Annotated in this window: 16 protein-coding genes; 7 read left to right on the forward strand and 9 right to left on the reverse strand. The window is 72.3% G+C overall.

Annotation, left to right across the window (positions count from 1 at the left end; all coding sequences use genetic code 11):
• Positions 1 to 431, forward strand: a 431-nt coding sequence (locus ACFWY6_RS32500; RefSeq protein ID WP_384698031.1) for a dihydrofolate reductase family protein, incomplete at its 5' end; no start/stop codon positions are given.
• 17 nt (positions 432 to 448) lie between these two features.
• Here ACFWY6_RS32500 and ACFWY6_RS32505 read toward each other — a convergent pair.
• From ACFWY6_RS32505 to kdpB, 4 genes are all read right to left on the reverse strand, one after another.
• Complete coding sequence (locus ACFWY6_RS32505; RefSeq protein ID WP_384698034.1) at positions 449 to 832, reverse strand: VOC family protein; 384 nt, start codon at positions 830 to 832, stop codon at positions 449 to 451.
• 65 nt (positions 833 to 897) lie between these two features.
• On the reverse strand, positions 898 to 1,764 hold the full coding sequence (locus tag ACFWY6_RS32510; protein ID WP_384698037.1) for a GNAT family N-acetyltransferase: 867 nt from the start codon (positions 1,762 to 1,764) through the stop codon (positions 898 to 900).
• A gap of 14 nt (positions 1,765 to 1,778) precedes the next feature.
• On the reverse strand, positions 1,779 to 2,687 hold the full coding sequence (locus tag ACFWY6_RS32515; RefSeq protein WP_384698068.1) for a DMT family transporter: 909 nt from the start codon (positions 2,685 to 2,687) through the stop codon (positions 1,779 to 1,781).
• A gap of 51 nt (positions 2,688 to 2,738) precedes the next feature.
• Positions 2,739 to 4,904 carry a potassium-transporting ATPase subunit KdpB gene (gene kdpB / locus ACFWY6_RS32520; protein WP_384698040.1) on the reverse strand — a complete coding sequence of 722 codons (2,166 nt, stop codon included), beginning with the start codon at positions 4,902 to 4,904 and terminating at the stop codon, positions 2,739 to 2,741.
• Positions 4,905 to 5,245: 341 nt separating this feature from the next.
• Here kdpB and ACFWY6_RS32525 point away from each other — a divergent pair, with 341 nt between their 5' ends.
• Positions 5,246 to 5,650: an SAV_915 family protein gene (locus ACFWY6_RS32525; RefSeq protein WP_384698043.1), complete on the forward strand. Its 405-nt coding sequence runs from the start codon at positions 5,246 to 5,248 to the stop codon at positions 5,648 to 5,650.
• A 25-nt stretch (positions 5,651 to 5,675) separates the two neighbouring features.
• Positions 5,676 to 7,016 (forward strand): diaminopimelate decarboxylase, encoded by a 1,341-nt coding sequence (gene lysA / locus ACFWY6_RS32530; protein WP_384698045.1) that lies wholly within the window; start codon positions 5,676 to 5,678, stop codon positions 7,014 to 7,016.
• A gap of 15 nt (positions 7,017 to 7,031) precedes the next feature.
• Here the strand turns inward: lysA and ACFWY6_RS32535 are convergent, their stop codons facing one another.
• Positions 7,032 to 7,667 carry a response regulator gene (locus ACFWY6_RS32535; protein WP_384698072.1) on the reverse strand — a complete coding sequence of 212 codons (636 nt, stop codon included), beginning with the start codon at positions 7,665 to 7,667 and terminating at the stop codon, positions 7,032 to 7,034.
• A complete protein-coding gene (locus tag ACFWY6_RS32540) occupies positions 7,667 to 8,803 on the reverse strand; it encodes a sensor histidine kinase (protein ID WP_384698048.1) in 1,137 nt (378 codons plus the stop codon). The genes ACFWY6_RS32535 and ACFWY6_RS32540 overlap by 1 nt, the downstream gene beginning before the upstream one ends.
• Positions 8,804 to 8,938: 135 nt before the next feature.
• Between ACFWY6_RS32540 and ACFWY6_RS32545 the strand changes: the two genes are divergently transcribed.
• Positions 8,939 to 9,652 (forward strand): DedA family protein, encoded by a 714-nt coding sequence (locus ACFWY6_RS32545; protein WP_384698051.1) that lies wholly within the window; start codon positions 8,939 to 8,941, stop codon positions 9,650 to 9,652.
• A 4-nt stretch (positions 9,653 to 9,656) separates the two neighbouring features.
• On the opposite strand, the gene purB is transcribed toward ACFWY6_RS32545, so the two are convergent.
• Positions 9,657 to 11,096, reverse strand: a complete 1,440-nt coding sequence (purB, locus tag ACFWY6_RS32550) for an adenylosuccinate lyase (RefSeq protein ID WP_384698054.1) — start codon at positions 11,094 to 11,096, stop codon at positions 9,657 to 9,659.
• Between the two features lie 59 nt (positions 11,097 to 11,155).
• A complete protein-coding gene (locus ACFWY6_RS32555) occupies positions 11,156 to 11,935 on the reverse strand; it encodes an SGNH/GDSL hydrolase family protein (protein ID WP_384698056.1) in 780 nt (259 codons plus the stop codon).
• Between the two features lie 126 nt (positions 11,936 to 12,061).
• On the opposite strand from ACFWY6_RS32555, the gene ACFWY6_RS32560 reads away from it, so the two are divergent.
• Positions 12,062 to 12,139, forward strand: a complete 78-nt coding sequence (locus ACFWY6_RS32560) for a 50S ribosomal protein bL37 (protein ID WP_373287922.1) — start codon at positions 12,062 to 12,064, stop codon at positions 12,137 to 12,139.
• Positions 12,140 to 12,230: 91 nt separating this feature from the next.
• Here the strand turns inward: ACFWY6_RS32560 and ACFWY6_RS32565 are convergent, their stop codons facing one another.
• On the reverse strand, positions 12,231 to 15,413 hold the full coding sequence (locus ACFWY6_RS32565) for a carboxyl transferase domain-containing protein (protein WP_384698059.1): 3,183 nt from the start codon (positions 15,411 to 15,413) through the stop codon (positions 12,231 to 12,233).
• 83 nt (positions 15,414 to 15,496) lie between these two features.
• Between ACFWY6_RS32565 and ACFWY6_RS32570 the strand changes: the two genes are divergently transcribed.
• Positions 15,497 to 16,123, forward strand: a complete 627-nt coding sequence (locus tag ACFWY6_RS32570; RefSeq protein ID WP_384698062.1) for a TetR/AcrR family transcriptional regulator — start codon at positions 15,497 to 15,499, stop codon at positions 16,121 to 16,123.
• 11 nt (positions 16,124 to 16,134) lie between these two features.
• Positions 16,135 to 17,304: AMP-binding protein (locus ACFWY6_RS32575; RefSeq protein WP_384698065.1), on the forward strand; the 1,170-nt coding region annotated here is incomplete at its 3' end.

Raw genomic sequence — 17,304 nt, forward strand, 5'->3', positions numbered from 1 at the left:
GCGGGGTTTACTTCTGGGCCCACATATGGTGCGCCCCCGCCGGGGGGGGGGGGCCCGGGAGGGGCCGCGGGGGGGGGGGCCACGAGGCGCGGTACCACGCCCCGGTCTTCGTCCTCACCCACCACGCGCGCGAGCCGCAGCCGATGGACGGTGGCACCACCTACCACTTCGTCACCGACGGAATCGAGTCGGCACTGGCACAGGCGCGGGCGGTGGCCGGGGACGGCGAGATCGCGGTCGTGGGCGGCGCGACCACCATCAACCAGTACCTCGCGGCCGGCCTGATCGACGAGCTGCGGCTGCACATCGTGCCGCTCACGCTCGGCGCCGGCACGCGGCTGTTCGATGGCGTCCCGCCGCTGAAACTCGAACAGGTGACGTCGCGGGCAGCGAGCCTGGTCACCCACGTGACCTACCGCGTGCTGTCCTGAGCCGGGAAGGCGTGCGGTCAGACGGGCTGGATCCGGCGGCGCAGGAGGCAGAATTCATTGCCTTCGGGGTCGGCAAGGACGTGCCATCCCTCGGTGCCGGTCTGGCCGACGTCGGCGGGCCTTGCGCCGAGCGCGAGCAGCCGCTCCAGCTCGGCGTCCTGATCGCGGTCGGTGGCGTTGACGTCGATGTGCAGGGGGAGCTTGCCGGCCCGCGGGTCGCTGCTGGGACTGAGGACGAGCGTGGGCTGCGGGCCGCCGAAGCCGACGTCGGGCGGTCCGATCTCGATGCTTCCGTCGCCCTCGCGGCCGAGTTCCACATAGCCGAGCACCTCGCTCCAGAATGCGGCGAGGTGCTCGGGGTCGGCGCAGTCGAGGACCAGTTCACTGATGCGGCATGCCATGCCGGGAGTGTACGTATACGTCCCGAGAGGCGGCTGGAGGGTGTCGCCCCGACCGCCGGCCGTGGCTAGGCGCCCCGGAACCGGTCCCGGAACACCGGGAGTCGCTGGAATCCGGCCGACTCATAGGTGGCGACGGCGGCGGAGTTGCGGCTCGGCGTTGCGACGAGCGCGCTCGACGAGCCCAGCTCCTGGAGTGCGGCCGCCGCGGCGACGGTGATCGCCTTGCCGTGCCCCTGACCGCGATGTTCCGCGTGCACGCCCATCGGCTCGAGCAGTCCGGGCCTGCCCGGACCGGCCGACCAGACCGTCACCGCCGCCACTGCGGCGTCCTGCTCGTCGTACGCGACCAGACACCGGGCGTCGGCGTACGGCGATCCGGCCGCCATCGCCTGCCAGCGCTCCTCCGTGAACGTCGACCCGCCGAACGCCGCCCGGTGCACGGCGGCCCTCACGTGTGCCCGCTCCGGCCCGATCACCTCGATCCGCACGCCGGGGTCGCTCACCGGCTCCGTGAGGTCGCGGCGCAGCGGCGTCCACGGCTCGTCGGTGCCCCAGCCGTCCTCGGACAGCAGATCGTGGACCAGCGCGCCCGCCGGCGCGTCGACCGCCACCTTGCCCTCTCCCAGCACGCCGCGCTCCGGCCCGGTCACGTCCTCGACAAGGCGCCGCGCCAGCTCCTCGTCGCGCAGCGCGTCCGGCGCGATCGCAAGCCGCAGCAGCTCGGGCTCGTCGAGGAGACCGACGGCGAGGATCCGCCCGCCCCGGCTCCACGTCCGGACCGCCGCGGCCGTGGCCTGCGCACCGAACCGCCAGAACCAGCCCAGGTCCCCCGGATGCAGCTGCATCGGCGCCCCCTCGTCCTGCCACTCCCGCAGCACGCCCACAACCTCGCCAAGACCGTCAACGCCCGGCACACCCAACATCATTGGCATATCCCCGATCCCGATCACATGTCCGGGCGGGTGCCACGTGCGGCGCCCGCCGATGCGGCCACCACGCACAGCACCGCGATCCACTGCGACCAGAGCAGCGACTCCTGGAGCACGACGAGGCCGATGAGGGCCGCCATCGCCGGTTCCAGGCTCATCAGGATGCCGAACACACGCGGTGGAATCTTGCGCAGCGCCTCCAGGTCCAGCGAGTACGGGATCACCGACGACAGCAGCGCCACGCCGAGCCCCGCGACCAGGACCCACGGCTGCATCAGCGCCGTTCCGCTCTCGGCCACGCCGAAGGGCACCGCCACCAGTGCCGCGACGGCCATGCCAAGGGCCAGGCCATTGCCTTCCGTGGTGTGGCGGCCCAGTGCCGCGCCGACCAGGATGTACAGGCCCCAGCACACTCCCGCGGCGAGGGCGAACAGCAGGCCCACGACGTCGAGTTCGCCGCCGCTGCCCTCCATCAGCAGGACCACACCGCCTGCCGCGAGCACCGCCCAGAACGCGTCGAGCCAGCGCCTCGACCCGGCAAGGGCCACCGCAAGCGGTCCGAGGAACTCGACGGTCACCGCGATCCCCAGAGGGATCCGGGCCAGCGCCAGGTAGAAGCACAGGTTCATCGCGCCGAGCGTCACGCCGTAGCCGAGGACGACGGTCCACGCGCGGCGCGTCATGCGCAGCGAAGGCCGCCACAACAGCAGCAGTACCGCCGCCGCGAAGAGCAGCCGCAACGCGACCGTCCCGAAGCTGCCCACGGCGCTGAACAGATGCTTGGCCAACGCCGAGCCCACCTGAACGCTGACAATGCCGAGCAGTACCAGGGCAGTTGGCGGGATCGCGCCGAAGGCACGGCCGGCAAGCGCGGTCGGGGAGGAGGATCGGGGCGACGGGCCGCGTTCGGCACCGTCGACGCTCATGGTGGCCACGTGGGGAGTCTCAACGATCAGGCGCCGCACGTCACATGATTTTCAGCCGAGCCCCGGAATCGTGGAGATCACCAGGTCGATCACCTTGATGCCGACGAAGGGCAGGACCAGACCCCCGAGGCCGTACAGGGCGAGGTTGCGGCGCAGCAGATCGTGCGCCGACGCGGGCCGGTAGCGCACGCCGCGCAGCGCCAGCGGGATCAGCGCCACGATGATCAGCGCGTTGAAGATGATCGCCGAGGTGATCGCCGACGTGGGGCTGTGCAGGCCCATGATGTTCAGCGCCTCCAGGCCGGGATACGCGCCGGTGAACATCGCCGGGATGATCGCGAAGTACTTCGCCACGTCGTTCGTGATCGAGAACGTCGTCAACGCGCCCCGGGTGATCAGCAGTTGCTTGCCGATCTCGACGATCTCGATGAGCTTGGTGGGGTTGGAGTCCAGGTCCACCATGTTCCCGGCCTCCTTGGCGGCCGAGGTCCCGGTGTTCATCGCCACACCCACGTCGGCCTGCGCGAGCGCGGGCGCGTCGTTGGTGCCGTCGCCGGTCATCGCGACGAGCTTCCCGCCCTCCTGCTCCCGCCTGATCAGGCCGAGCTTCTCCTCGGGTGTGGCCTCCGCGAGATAGTCGTCGACGCCCGCTTCGGCGGCGATCGCCCGTGCGGTCAGCGGATTGTCACCGGTGATCATGATCGTGCGGATGCCCATCCGGCGCAGCTCGTCGAACCGCTCCCTGATCCCGTCCTTGACGACGTCCTTGAGGTGGATCAGACCCAGGACGCGCGGACCGTCCCAGTCGTGCACCGCGACGAGCAGCGGGGTGCCGCCGGACGCCGCGACGGAATCGCTGAACAGCCGTGCCTCGGGCGGCACTTGGCCGCCGCGCAGCTCCACCCAGGTGATCACCTGGGCGGCGGCGCCCTTGCGGATGACGCAGGCCGCGCCGTTGTCCCAGCGCAGATCGACGCCGCTCATCCGGGTCTGTGCGCTGAACTCCGCGAACTTGGCGTTGGCCAGCTCCCCTTGGGCGGGCTCGCGCAGGCCGTACCTGTTCTTGGCGAGTACGACGACGGAGCGGCCCTCGGGTGTCTCGTCGGCGAGCGAGGACAGCTGCGCCGCGTCCGCGAGCCGCAGTTCGTCGATGCCGGGCAGCGGCACGAAGGCCGCCGCCTCCCGGTTGCCGAGGGTGATGGTGCCGGTCTTGTCGAGCAGCAGGGTGTTGACGTCGCCCGCCGCCTCGACCGCGCGGCCGGACATGGCGAGGACGTTGCGCTGCACGAGCCGGTCCATGCCGGCGATGCCGATGGCCGAGAGCAGCGCCCCGATCGTCGTCGGGATGAGCGTGACGAGCAGGGCGACGAGCACGGTCGTGGACTGTGCCGCGTTCGCGTACGAGGCCATCGGCTGCAGGGCGACGACGATCAGGACGAAGACGATGGTGAGCGCGGAGAGCAGGATGTTCAGGGCTATCTCGTTCGGGGTCTTCTGCCGCGAGGCGCCCTCGACGAGCGCGATCATCCTGTCGAGGAAGGAGTCGCCGGCGCGCGAGGTCACGCGCACCACCAGACGGTCGGACAGCACCGTCGTACCGCCCGTGACACCGCTGCGGTCCCCGCCCGACTCGCGGATGACGGGCGCGGACTCGCCGGTGACGGCGGACTCGTCGACCGCCGCGACACCCTCGACGACATCGCCGTCGGCCGGGATCAGCTCACCGGCCTCGACCAGCACGAAGTCGAAGGGCTGCAGGTCGGTGGCGGCCACCGCCTCGGTCCTCGCGAGCTCAAGGTCCACGCCCACCCGCCAGTTGTCGCGCAGCCGCAGCGCCACCGTGTCCGTGCGCGCCTTGCGCAGCGCGCGTGCCTGCGCCTTGCCGCGGCCCTCGGCGACCGCCTCCGCGAGGTTCGCGAAGATCACCGTCAGCCACAGCCAGGCACTGATCACCCAGGCGAACACGGACGGATTGAGCAGCGCGGAGAGTGTGGTGAGCACCGAACCGCAGCCGACGACGAACAGCACCGGCTTCTTGACCAACGCCCGCGGGTGCAGCTTGTGCACCGCGTCGGGAAACGACTTCATCACCTGTACGGGATCGACGAGCGCCCCCGATCGAATGCGCCGCCCATGTCCCGGCCGGCTCCTCGAACCACCCCCGGACGGCGGCTTCGTGGGCGGATTCGGAGCCTGCTGCGGGGCGGTGTGAAGCATCGGGGGAGAGACCTTCTGGTGGGGGACAGGCCGCCGCGCAAGGCGGGGGCCTGGGTGCGAACAGGAAACGTAGCCTCCGTGACGCCCCCGAACTGCCTGCGCAGGCGCGTATTTACGGGCCTCTGACAGGGCGCTCACGGTCCCCGTCAAGCCCGCGTCAAGAAGGCCGACGGGCGCGTCAGCGTCGTGTCAGCGCGGGCCCGGTCGCCGTCAACGTCGCGTCATGGAGGGGGAGATGGCACCCCGTGCCGGGCATAACGTCGGAGCGGGCCCGCGGGTTCACCGCCCCCGGGTCACCGTTCACCGAACGGGAAGCCGAAGATCCTCAAGGAGGCACCCCCATGGCAGAGCTGCAGTGCGGCGAGGACCCCGAGCCCTGTGAACCGGGCCCGGCCGGACCGCTGTTCGTCCCCGTCCGGCCGGGACCCGCGGGCTGTGTGGCCCGCCTGTTCCGCACCCCCGTCGGCGGCCGTACCGCCGTCGCCTTCACCACTCAGCGGCGGCTGACCGCGGCCCTCGGCTCCCGGCAGGCCTGGATCAGGCTCTCCGAGCCGGCGCTGCGTGCGCTCACCGAGCCGCTCGGCGTCACCCGCGTCACCGTCGACCCGCGGCTCGCCGCGCACCCGGTCACCCCGCCCCGGCGGCGCACGCCCGTCTGGCGCGACTGGGACCCGCAGGCCGTCGGCGCGCTGCGGGTCACCGGGGCCGCCGCCGTGGTCGGCGCCCTGACCCCCTGGATCGGCTGAGGACGAGGCGAAGAGAGAACCTGCCATGACCACGCTGCACGCTCCGGTCACCCCGGACGCCACCGCCGCCGACGACCTGTCCGTCTGGCCCGCATCCACCGCGCGCCTCGCCCACGGCGACCTCGCCGTCGGCGGCGTACCCCTCACCGACATCGCCGAACGCTTCGGCACCCCGGCGTACCTCCTCGACGAGGCCGACGTACGCACCCGCTGCCGCACCTATCTGCACGCCTTCCCCGAAGCCGAAGTGCACTACGCCGCCAAGGCGTTCCTGTGCCGCGCGATGGCGCACTGGGTGGCGGAGGAGGGGCTCGGCCTGGACGTCTGCTCGGCCGGTGAGCTGGAACTGGCCGTCACCACGGGCTTCCCCGCCGAGCGGATCGTGCTGCACGGCAACGCCAAGAGCCCGCACGACCTGGCGGCGGCGCTGCGGCTCGGCGTCGGGCGTATCGTCATCGACAGCGCATCGGAGATCGCCCGGCTCGCGGCGGCGATCCCGCCGGGCAGCCGGCAGAAGGTGCTTGTCCGGGTGGTGCCGGGCATCGCGGCCGGCGGCCACGCCAAGATCCGCACCGGGACCGACGACCAGAAGTTCGGCCTGTCGATCACCGACGGCTCGGCGCAGCACGCCATCGCCCGCATCATCGGCCAGCCAGGACTCGAACTGACCGGCCTGCACTGCCACTTGGGCTCGCAGATCACCACCGAGAAGCCGTTCCTCGCGGCCGTACGCCGACTCGTCGGCCTGATGGCCCGCGTCAAGGACCAGCACGGCGTCACCCTCCCCGAACTGGACCTCGGCGGGGGCCACGGCATCGCCTACCGCCCCGGCGAACCGGCCCTCGACATCACCGCCCTCGCCCGCAAGGTGCGCGCCGAGCTGATCGAGAGCTGCGCGGCGGCCGGGCTCACCGTGCCGCGGCTGCTGATCGAACCGGGGCGCGCCATCGCGGGCCCCGCCGGAGTGGCCCTCTACCGCGTCCTCGCCGTCAAGCGCACCGGCGGCCGCACCTTCGTCGCCGTGGACGGCGGGATGAGCGACAACCCGCGGCCCGCGCTGTACGGCGTGCGGTACGTGCCGCGGCTGATCGGCAGGCACTCCCTGGTCGCACCCGCCCCGGTGACCGTCGTGGGCCGGCACTGCGAGGCCGGTGACGTGCTCGCCTCCGACGTCGAACTCCCCGGCGACATCAGGCCGGGCGACCTCCTCGGCGTGCCGGTGGCCGGCGCCTACCACCTCTCCATGGCCTCCGGCTACAACCTGGTCGGCCGCCCGCCCGTGGTGGCGGTGGCCGACGGGCACGCGCGGCTCCTGGTGCGGCGCGAGTCCCTGGAGGACTTCCGCAGCAGGGACGTAGGTCTGTAGTGAGTGCCCCCGGCTTCAGGAACCGAGGTAGCGCAGGACGGCGAGGACACGGCGGCTGTAGCCGGTCGTGCCGGTCAGCTCCAGCTTGTCGAAGATCGCGTTGATGTACTTCTCGACGGCACTCTGCGAGACGTACAACTGACCGGCGATCGCCGAGTTCGTGTGGCCCTGCGCCATCTTGCCGAGCACCTCGCGCTCGCGCGGGGTCAGCCGCTGCAGCGGGTCGGTGTGGCTGCTGAGGGCCAGCAACTGCCGTACGACCTCCGGGTCGAAGGCGGTCTGGCCCGAGCCGACCCGCTCCAGGGCGTCCAGGAACTCGTCGACCTGGACGACCCGGTCCTTGAGCAGATAGCCGACGCCTTCGGTCGCGGTGGTCAACAGCTCGGTGGCGTAACGGCGTTCGACGTACTGCGACAGCACGAGCACGCTCGTACCCGGCCAGCCCTTCCGGATCTCAAGGGCGGCACGCAGCCCCTCGTCGGTGTGCGTGGGCGGCATGCGTACGTCGATGACGGCGGCGTCCGGCGGATCATCGGCCACGGCCGCCAGCAGCGCCCGCGCGTCGCCGACCGAGGCCGTGACCGTATGGCCCTCGTCCGCGAGGAGCCGGGCCAGGCCCTCCCGCAGCAGGGTCGAGTCGTCGGCGAGCATTACGCGCATGGGAGCTCCGCGGTGATGAGCGTGGGACCCCCGGCGGGGCTCTCCACGGTGAGGGTGCCGTCGAGCGCGGCGACGCGCCGGGCCAGGCCGAGCAGTCCGCTGCCTGAGGGGTCGGCGCCGCCCCGCCCGTCGTCCTCGACGCGCAGGCACAGCACGTCACTTCGCTGCTCGGCGTGGACGGTGACGAGAGCGGCGCCGGAGTGCTTGACGGCGTTGGTGACGGCCTCGGCGGCGACGAAGTACGCCACGGCCTGCGCGGTCGGGGGCGGCGTCTGGCGCAGGGCGCAGTCGAGCCGTACGGGAATGGCGGCGCGCTCGGCCACCGTCTCCAGGGCGGCGGCGAGTCCGCCCTCGTCGAGCGCCGCCGGGTAGACCCGCCAGGCGACGTCCCGCAGTTCGACCAGGGCCCGGCGGCTCTCCTCGTGCGCCTGGGCGAGCAGCCCGGCCGACTTGTCGGGGTCCTGGGTGCGGCGGGCCCGGCCGAGCAGCATGCCGAGCGCGACGATCCGCTGCTGTACGCCGTCGTGCAGATCGCGTTCGATGCGGCGCCGCTCGTCGTGCACCGCCTCGACCACACCGGCGCGGCTCGCCACCAGCTCGCCGATCCTGCGCTCCATCAACTGCCCGTCATTGGGGCCGAGGAAGCGCCGCGCGTGCCGCTCGTCCGCGAGCGCCACGCCGTACGTGCCCTGTACACAGAGGTACAGCAGGAAGAGACCGCCGATGGAGGAGAGGACCAGTGAGCCCGGCTCGCGGATGTCGAGGAGGAACCAGCCCCACACGGCCACCGAGGCGTACCCGGCGCCGATGAGCGCGCAGGCGAGCACGACACCGCCGAGCAGTCCGAGCGCCCACCGCGTGGCCACGTAGTTGACGGCAGGCAGACCGCTCGGCGGCGCGGCGAGTTCGGTGCCGAAGAAGGCGGCCATCCGGCGCCGCTCAAGATCGGCGAGCCGCCGGGCTACGGCCACGACACGGGCCTCGGCGGCGCGCCCGGTGCGCCGCCCGAGCGTGCTGAGCAGCCACAGTCCCGCTACCAGGGCGAAGGCCAGCTCGACGACCCCGGTGACGGCCCCGGCAAGGACGCCGACCGTCACCCTGAGCCAGCGCTTTATGTGCGTACGCATGATCGGTCACGCTAGCCGAGCGGGGGCGCGGCGCGGACTGCGGAAAACCACACGGTTCGGCTGCGGTCCACCGCAGGGAGGGTCTGCGGCCGCCCGCATACCGCCGCGCACCAGGGGTTTCGTAGCGTCAAGGGCATGATCCTCGATTCCGCGTACGAAGACTCCGTGTACGCAGCGACGTACCGAACGACCATCGCCGCGAACGAGGCGCCCACCGGCGGCGTCGCGGGCTGGGCCGCCGATCTCATGGACTCCATGGGCGCCGTCGGGGCGGGAGCGGCCATCGCCCTGGAGAACCTGTTCCCGCCGCTGCCGAGCGAGGTGATCCTGCCGCTCGCCGGATTCGCCGCGAGCCAGGGCAGGTTCAGCATCGCAGAGGTGCTGCTCTGGACGACGGCGGGCTCGGTGGTGGGCGCGCTCGCGCTCTACGCGATCGGCGCGCTGCTCGGCCGCGACCGCGTCGTGGCCGTCGCCGCCCGCCTGCCACTGGTGAAGGTCTCCGACATCGACCGCACGGAGGCGTGGTTCCGGCGGCACGGCACCAAGGCGGTCTTCTTCGGCCGGATGATCCCGGTCTTCCGCAGCATGATCTCGGTGCCGGCGGGGGTGGAACGGATGCGGCTGCCCATATTCCTCGCCCTGACGACCGCGGGCAGCCTCATCTGGAACGCCGTCTTCATCCTCGTCGGCCACGCCCTCGGCACCCGCTGGCACCAGGTCACCGACCTGGTGGGCCTGTACTCCAAGGGCGTCCTGGCCGCGGCCGCACTGGCGGTGCTGGCCTTCGTCGTACTGCGGATGCGCAGGTCGGGCAAGGGCGAGCACCGCTCGGCGCGGCAGCGGCCGTGACGTACTAGAGAATCGCGCCCGGCGTGTAACCGGCAGCCTCAGGACGCTCCTTGACCAGCGCCTCGATCTGCCCCACAACGACGGAGACCTGCTCGCTCGCCGCACCGGTGAACGACAGCTTGTCCGCCATGAGGGCGTCCAACTCGGCACGGTCCAGCGGAATCCGCTCGTCCGCGGCGAGCTTGTCAAGCAGCTCATTGCGCTCGGCGCCCTGCTCGCGCATGGCGAGCGCGGAGGCGACCGCGTTCTCCTTGATGGCCTCGTGGGCCTCCTCGCGGCCGACACCCGCGCGCACCGAGGCCATCAGGACCTTGGTGGTGGCGAGGAAGGGGAGGTAGCGGTCCAGCTCGCGCGCCACGACCGCCGGGAAGGCGCCGAACTCGTCGAGGACCGTCAGGAAAGTCTCGAGCAGACCATCCAGGGCGAAGAACGCGTCGGGCAGCGCGACCCGGCGTACGACGGAGCAGGAGACGTCGCCCTCGTTCCACTGGTCGCCCGCCAGCTCGCCGGTCATCGACGCGTAACCACGCAGGATGACGGTGAGGCCGTTGACGCGCTCGCAGGAGCGGGTGTTCATCTTGTGCGGCATCGCGGACGAGCCGACCTGGCCCGGCTTGAAGCCCTCGGTGACGAGCTCGTGCCCGGCCATGAGCCGGATGGTCTTGGCCAGCGAGGACGGCGCGGCGGCGACCTGCACCAGAGCGGTCACGACGTCGTAGTCGAGCGAGCGCGGATAGACCTGGCCGACCGAGGTGAAGGCGGTCTCGAAGCCGAGGTGCGAGGCGATCCGCTGCTCCAGGGCGGCGAGCTTCTTGGCGTCGCCGCCGAGCAGGTCGAGCATGTCCTGGGCGGTGCCGACCGGGCCCTTGATGCCGCGCAGCGGGTAGCGGCTGATGAGCTCGTCGAGACGGCGGTACGCGACGAGCAGCTCGTCGGCGCCGGTCGCGAAGCGCTTGCCCAGGGTCGTCGCCTGCGCGGCGACGTTGTGCGAGCGACCGGCCATGACCAGCTCGGCGTACTCACCGGACAGCTTCCCGAGCCGCGCGAGGACGGCGACGGTGCGGTCGCGCACGAGCTCCAGGGAGAGCCGGATCTGCAGCTGCTCCACGTTCTCGGTGAGGTCGCGCGAGGTCATGCCCTTGTGGACCTGCTCGTGCCCGGCGAGCGCGTTGAACTCCTCGATGCGGGCCTTCACGTCATGGCGCGTGACCTTCTCGCGCTCGGCGATCGAGGCGAGGTCGACATCGTCGATGACACGCTCGTAGTCGGCGAGGGCGGCGTCCGGCACCTCGATCCCCAGATCCTGCTGGGCACGCAGCACGGCGAGCCAGAGCTGACGCTCCAGCTTCACCTTCTGCTCGGGCGACCAGAGGGTGGCGAGCTCGGCGGAGGCGTAACGCCCGGCGAGGACGTTCGGGATACGGGGCTTTGCAGGCGCAGTCACGTGTACGGATTCTACTGGCCGTTCGTGCAGGCCAGCGCCACGGCCTGGTTTGTCGGAAGCTACGAGAGCGGGCCGTCGTAGGGCAGCAGGTCGGGGCGCTTCGGTGGCATGCCGTCGCCGGAGGAGCGGCCGGTGAGGCGGCGGGCGATCCAGGGGGCGAGGTGCTGGCGGGCGAAGCGGGCGTCGGCCACGCGGCGGGCGGTCCAGTTCGGCGGTGCGGTGGCGGGCAGGGCCGACTGCCAGTCGTCCTCGGGGGTGTGGCCGAGCGACTGCCACACCGCCTCGGCGACCCGCCGGTGGCCCTCGGCCGTCAGGTGCAGCCGGTCCACGTCCCAGAGTCGCTGGTCGCCGAGCACGGCCGCTCCGTACAGGTCCACGACCACCGCGTCATGCCGCGCCGCCAGCTCGTCGACGTACGCGAAGAGCTCCTCCATGCGCGGCCGGAAGCGCTCCATCACGGGGCCGTTCCGACCCGGGCTGCGCATCAGGACGAGCTGCTCGCAGGCCGGGGCGAGGCGTTCGACGGCCTGTCCGAGGAGGTCGCGGACCCGGGCCATGTCGCACTTGGGCCGCAGGGTGTCGTTGAGGCCGCCCACCAGGGTGATCACATCGGGGCGCATCGCGGCGGCGACGTCCACCTGCTCGTCCACGATCTGCCCGATGAGCTTCCCGCGCACGGCGAGGTTCGCGTAGCGGAAACCGGGTGACGCGGCGGCCATCCGCGCGGCGAGCAGATCCGCCCAGCCGCGGTAGCTGCCGTCGGGCAGCCGGTCCGACATGCCCTCGGTGAAGGAGTCGCCGACCGCGACGAGACTGGTGTACTTGGCATTCATCTGCATGGCGGGGTCGATGGTATCCCGAGGCAAGTGTCGTGGGGGATCTGCGGTCGCCGGTGACGTATCGGTGTGGAACGGTGGAAAGCGGTCACATGCCCTATCGGGCGCCCACCGAGTGAGGGGAACGTCATGTCCTCGAAGCGACGCCGCAAGAAGAAGTCACGCCGCAAGCACGCGGCCAACCACGGGAAGCGTCCTCAGTCCTGATCCGTGTCCTGATCCGTGTCCTGGTCCGTTTCCTGTGTCTGTGTCCTGATTCGTGTCCTGAGCCGTGCGCGGCCGCCGGGCGGTCGTCGCGTCATGCGTCCCCGTCCGGCCGCCCCGCCCCGCCGTCCAGTGCCGCGAGGATCCATCGCCGTGAGTCCGCCGGGTCGATGACCGCGTCGATCTCCAGGGCCGCCGCCGCGTTCACCGCCTTGCCGTGCTCGTACAGCTCGGCGACGTGCGCCTCGAACACCCGCTCCCGCTCGGCGGGATCGTCGATCGCCGCAAGCTCCTTGCGGTAGCCGAGCCGCACCGCGCCCTCCAGGCCCATCCCGCCGAACTCTCCGCTCGGCCAGGCGGCCGTCGCCACGGGTGCCCGCGTCGAGCCGCCCATCATGGCCATCGCGCCGAGCCCGTACGCCTTGCGCAGGACCAGGCTGACCAGGGGCACGCGGAGCTGGGCGCCCGTCACGAAGAGTCGGGAGAAGTGCCTTACGGTCGCGGTCCGTTCGGTGTCCGGGCCCACCATGAAACCCGGTGTGTCGCAGAGGGAGAGGACAGGGAGGCCGAACGCGTCGCACAGGCGCAGGAAGCGCTCGGCCTTGTCCGCCGCGTCGCGGTCGATCGCGCCGCCCAGATGGCCGGGGTTGTTGGCGAGCAGGCCCATCGGGCGGCCCTCGACGCGGATCAGTGATGTGATGATGCCGACGCCGAAGGCGCGCCGCAGCTCCAGGACGGAGTCCGTGTCGGCGATGCCGTCGATCGCGGTCCGTACGTCGTAGGCGCGGCGCCGGTTCTCCGGGACCGCGTGCCGCAGCAGCCGTTCGTCCGGTGCCTCCCAACTGCCGCCCGCCCCAGGGGCGTACGAGAAGTACGCGAGGTACTTGCGTGCCACCCGCACCGCCTCCGCCTCGTCGGCCACGGCGATGTCCACGACGCCGTTCGGCACCTGGACCGACAGCGGGCCGACCTCCTCGGGGCGGAACACACCGAGGCCGCCGCCCTCGATCATCGCGGGGCCGCCCATGCCGATACTCGCCTCCGGCGTCGCGATCACCACGTCGCAGCAGCCGAGCAGCGCCGCGTTGCCCGCGAAGCAGCGCCCCGACGCGATGCCCACCAGGGGGACCTGTCCGCTCAGCCGCCCTATCTGATGGAACGTCATCACGTCGAGCCCGGCGACGGACGTCGTGTCGGTGTCGCCGGGGCGGCCGCCACCGCCCTCCGCGAACAGCACCACCGGAAGCCGCCGTTCCGCGGCCAGTTGCAGCATCCGGTCGGTCTTGCGGTGGTTCTGCAGGCCCTGCGTGCCGGCGAGCACCGTGTAGTCGTACGACATCGCCACGCACCGCACGCCGTCGATCCGCCCCGTGCCGGTGACCATGCCGTCGGCGGGCGTCGAGGCGATCAGGTCGTCGAGGGAGCGGCGGCGGCGCTGGGCGGCGATCGCCAGCGCGCCGTACTCCGTGAAGGTGCCCGCGTCGCAGAGGTCCTCGATGTTCTCGCGGGCCGTGCGCCGCCCGATGCGGTGGCGCTTGGCGACGGCTTCGGGCCGCTGCGCGTCGAGGCCGACCGCGTGCCGGGCCAGGGTCTCGGCGAGGTCGGGGCGGATGGCGTCGGGGTCGGCGGTCTCCTCGCCGATCTGGGCGCTCGCCTCGCCTGTCGTCGATGCCTCGACCGTCACCAGGAGGTGGCCCTCTGCCGTCGTGTCGCCCACGCGCGCGTGCACGGCGGTCACGGTGCCGGAGGCGCCCGCGCGCACGACGTGCTCCATCTTCATCGCCTCGAGGACGAGCAACTGCTGCCCCGCCGCGACGTGTTCGCCGACGGCGACGTCGACGGTGACGACCGTGCCCGTCATGGGGGCGGCGACCGTCGCGCCGCCGCCGGCTTCCGCGGGCGTCTGCGGCAGCAGCTCCGCGATGTGGTCCTGGACGAAGGCCGTGTGGGCGCCGCCCGCCGTGAAGCCCGGGTGGGCGAGCAGCGCCCGCAGCAGCGGGATTCCCGTGCGTACGCCCTCGACGGCGAAGGCGGCGAGCGCGCGCGACGTGCGCTCGCAGGCCGCCGCGAAGTCGCCTTGCGGCACATGGGCGATGACCTTCGCGATGAGCGAGTCGTAGCGCGCCCCGACCTCCGACCCGGTGCGGGCCGCCGTGTCCACGCGGATGCCCGCACCCGTCGGCACGTCGAAGCGGGTGAGCGTTCCGGTCGAGGGCAGCGCCGTGCCGTCGGCGGCCAGGGACTCGGCGTTGACACGGGCCTGTACGGCGAATCCGCGCGGCTCGGGCGGGGGCCCTGCCAGGCCGAGCGACGCGAGTGATGCGCCTGCCGCCAGGCGCAGTTGGGCCGTGACGAGGTCGACGCCCGTCACCTCCTCGGTGACCGTGTGCTCGACCTGGAGGCGCGGGTTCGCCTCGATGAAGTGGAACTCCTCGCCCTGGAGCAGGAATTCGAAGGTGCCGAGGCCCGTGTAGCCGCACGCGCGGGCCATCCGCAGGGCGGCGTCGATCAGCTTGTCGCGGACCGCGGGGGAGAGGCCGGGCGCGGGGGCGATCTCGATGAGCTTCTGGTGCCGGCGCTGGGCGCTGCAGTCGCGCTCCCAGAGGTGGCTGACCTCGCCGCTCGCGTCACCGATGATCTGCACCTCGATGTGGCGGGCGCCGGTCAGGAGTTCCTCGACGTACAGCGCATCGCGCCCGAAGCCCTGCAGCGCCTCCGAACGGCAGCGCTCCCACGCGTCCGCCAGGTCGGCAGGACGGTGCACGGCCCGCATGCCGCGGCCGCCGCCCCCGCCGAGCGCCTTCACCATCACGGCGCCCGAAGGGCCGAGCCCGGCGAGGAAGCCGGCGGCATCGGACAGCGTCGTGGGCCCCTGCGTGCCCGCGAGGACCGGCACCCCGAGGCTGACCGCGAGCGCACGCGCGCGTGCCTTGTCGCCGAACAGACCGAGCACCTCGGGGGACGGCCCCACGAACCGCAGCCCGGCGTCCGCGCACCGCGCGGCGAACTCCGCGTCCTCGCTCAGGAAGCCGTAGCCGGGATGCACGAGGTCGCACCCGGAGCGCCGGGCCGCGGCGACCACGGCCTCCGCGTCCAGATAGGCGGCCGGTCCCGGGCCGCCCAACGGCTCGGCCTCATCGGCCAGTTGGACATGGCGCGCGGCGGCCTCGTCCGCCGCGTACACCGCGACGGTGCGCAGCCCGGCCTCCGCCGCCGCTTGCAGGACGCGGACGGCGATCTCCCCGCGATTGGCGACGAGCACGGCGGCAGAACCCATGAAGCCCTCCTGAGATGTCCGGTCCCCCGAGGGGGCGCCGCCATGCTCATTGACATTGGCGTCAACGTCAATATGCTCGCCGCGTGGCACGCAATCAACAGCCCTGGGCGACCCGCACCGCACGCGACCGCAGCGAGGCCCCCGCCCGCAGGCGGCTCCTGGACGCCGCGGAGGCCGTCTTCGCGCGGCGCGGCTACGGCCCGACGACCATCGCCGACATCACGGCCGAGGCGGAGGTCTCGCGGGCTGGCTTCTACGTCTACTTCGCCTCCAAGGAGGAGATCTTCCGCGTCCTCGCGGTGCGGGTGCGCGACGCGTTCCTCGCCGCGCAGGACGTGCCCGGCGTCGACCGGGACGACGCCCGCGAGATCTGCCACGCCTCCACCGCCGCCTTCATCGCCGCGTACGCCGAACACCTGCCGCTGCTCAGGCTGTTGGAGCAGCAGGCGCAGCTCGACGACGACGTGCGCGCGCTGTGGGAGGAGACCCAGGAGCGGCCCGTCCACCGCTCGGCCCGCTACATCCGCCGCCTGGTGGACGAGGGCAGGGCCGCCCCGGTCGCCGATCCCCTCTCCGTCGCCCGCGCGGTCGGCGGCATGAGCATCGAGTTCGCCAGGCTCGCCGCGGCCGATCCCCAGACGTACGACGCGGCCGTGCGCGACGTCACCGCCATGTTCCTGCACCTGCTCGGAGTCGATCCCCAACGTTGAGGAGCCGCCCCATGCACAGCCCTATGCACGGCGCCATGCACGGCGCCATGCACGGCCCCTTGCACCGCGAAGACCAGGTGCGGGACCTGCGTGCCCGTCAGGCCAAGGCCAGGCGGGGGCGGCAGGCGGACACGGCGGAGCACCGCGCGGGGACACGCACCGTGCCCGGCTACGTGCGGCACTGGGCGCAGGCCGCGCCGGACAGGCCCGCGCTGGTCTTCGGGAACGAGACGTTCACGTACCGCCAACTCGACGGCCTCACCGACCGGTTGGCGGGCTGGCTCGACGCGCGGGGCGTGCGGGCCGGTGACCGGGTGGGGGTGCAGCTGCCCAACTGCCCGCAGTTCGTGATCGCGATGCTGGCCGTGCTGCGGGCCGGAGCCGTGCACGTACCGGTCAACCCGATGTTCCGCGCGGCGGAGCTGAGCCATGAACTGCGCGACGCGGGGCCGGAGACCGTCATCACGCACAGCTCGCTCGCGGGCCTGCTCGACGAGGTGCGCGCGCAGACGGCGGTGCGGGACGTCCTGGTGGCCGACGACGCGGACGCCTGGGGCGCCGCCGTCGGGCATCCACCGCTCGGGCGCGTCGCCGACGATCTGGACGCCCTCGCCGCCCTCAACTACACCGGCGGCACCACCGGAATGCCCAAGGGCTGCGAGCACACCCAGCGCCATATGGTCTACACGGCCACCGCCATCGACAACACCCGCGGCCCGCAGCCGTCCGACGACGGCATCGTCTCGCTCTGCTTCCTGCCGGTGTTCTGGATCGCGGGGGAGAACCTCGGCATCCTCGCCCCGCTCGTCTCCGGCGGCACGAGCGTGCTGCTGCCCCGCTGGGACCCGGCCGCCGTGCTCGCGTCGATCGAGCGGCACCAGGTCACCACCATGGCCGGAACGGTCGAGAACTACCTCGAACTCCTCTCCCACCCGGACTTCGCACGCCACGACCTCGGCTCGCTGACCGCCCCGCTCACCGTGTCCTTCATCCGCAGGCTCAGCCCCGAGCTGCGGGCCCGCTGGCGCGCGGCCGTCGGTGACGACAGCGTGCTGCGCGAGGCCTCGTACGGCATGACCGAGACCCACACCAGCGACACCAGCACGGTCGGGGTCCACGAAGCCCACCCCGGCGGGGGGGGGGCCCGAGACCGAGACGCGCGGGCCCCCCGCGGGCGGGCG

Origin of the sequence: Streptomyces sp. NPDC059037, assembly GCF_042740015.1 — a bacterium.
GTDB lineage: Bacteria > Actinomycetota > Actinomycetes > Streptomycetales > Streptomycetaceae > Streptomyces.

What these genes read in the sequence shown, in the direction of transcription:
- ACFWY6_RS32510 (WP_384698037.1), bottom strand. Translation starts at nt 1,764, where the DNA reads ATGCCAATGATGTTGGGTGTGCCGGGCGTTGACGGTCTTGGCGAGGTT.
- ACFWY6_RS32555 (WP_384698056.1), bottom strand. Translation starts at nt 11,935, where the DNA reads ATGCAGATGAATGCCAAGTACACCAGTCTCGTCGCGGTCGGCGACTCC.
- ACFWY6_RS32545 (WP_384698051.1), top strand. Translation starts at nt 8,939, where the DNA reads ATGATCCTCGATTCCGCGTACGAAGACTCCGTGTACGCAGCGACGTAC.
- ACFWY6_RS32565 (WP_384698059.1), bottom strand. Translation starts at nt 15,413, where the DNA reads ATGGGTTCTGCCGCCGTGCTCGTCGCCAATCGCGGGGAGATCGCCGTC.
- ACFWY6_RS32540 (WP_384698048.1), bottom strand. Translation starts at nt 8,803, where the DNA reads ATGCGTACGCACATAAAGCGCTGGCTCAGGGTGACGGTCGGCGTCCTT.
- ACFWY6_RS32505 (WP_384698034.1), bottom strand. Translation starts at nt 832, where the DNA reads ATGGCATGCCGCATCAGTGAACTGGTCCTCGACTGCGCCGACCCCGAG.
- ACFWY6_RS32525 (WP_384698043.1), top strand. Translation starts at nt 5,246, where the DNA reads ATGGCAGAGCTGCAGTGCGGCGAGGACCCCGAGCCCTGTGAACCGGGC.
- lysA (WP_384698045.1), top strand. Translation starts at nt 5,676, where the DNA reads ATGACCACGCTGCACGCTCCGGTCACCCCGGACGCCACCGCCGCCGAC.
- ACFWY6_RS32535 (WP_384698072.1), bottom strand. Translation starts at nt 7,667, where the DNA reads ATGCTCGCCGACGACTCGACCCTGCTGCGGGAGGGCCTGGCCCGGCTC.
- ACFWY6_RS32515 (WP_384698068.1), bottom strand. Translation starts at nt 2,687, where the DNA reads ATGAGCGTCGACGGTGCCGAACGCGGCCCGTCGCCCCGATCCTCCTCC.
- ACFWY6_RS32560 (WP_373287922.1), top strand. Translation starts at nt 12,062, where the DNA reads ATGTCCTCGAAGCGACGCCGCAAGAAGAAGTCACGCCGCAAGCACGCG.
- kdpB (WP_384698040.1), bottom strand. Translation starts at nt 4,904, where the DNA reads ATGCTTCACACCGCCCCGCAGCAGGCTCCGAATCCGCCCACGAAGCCG.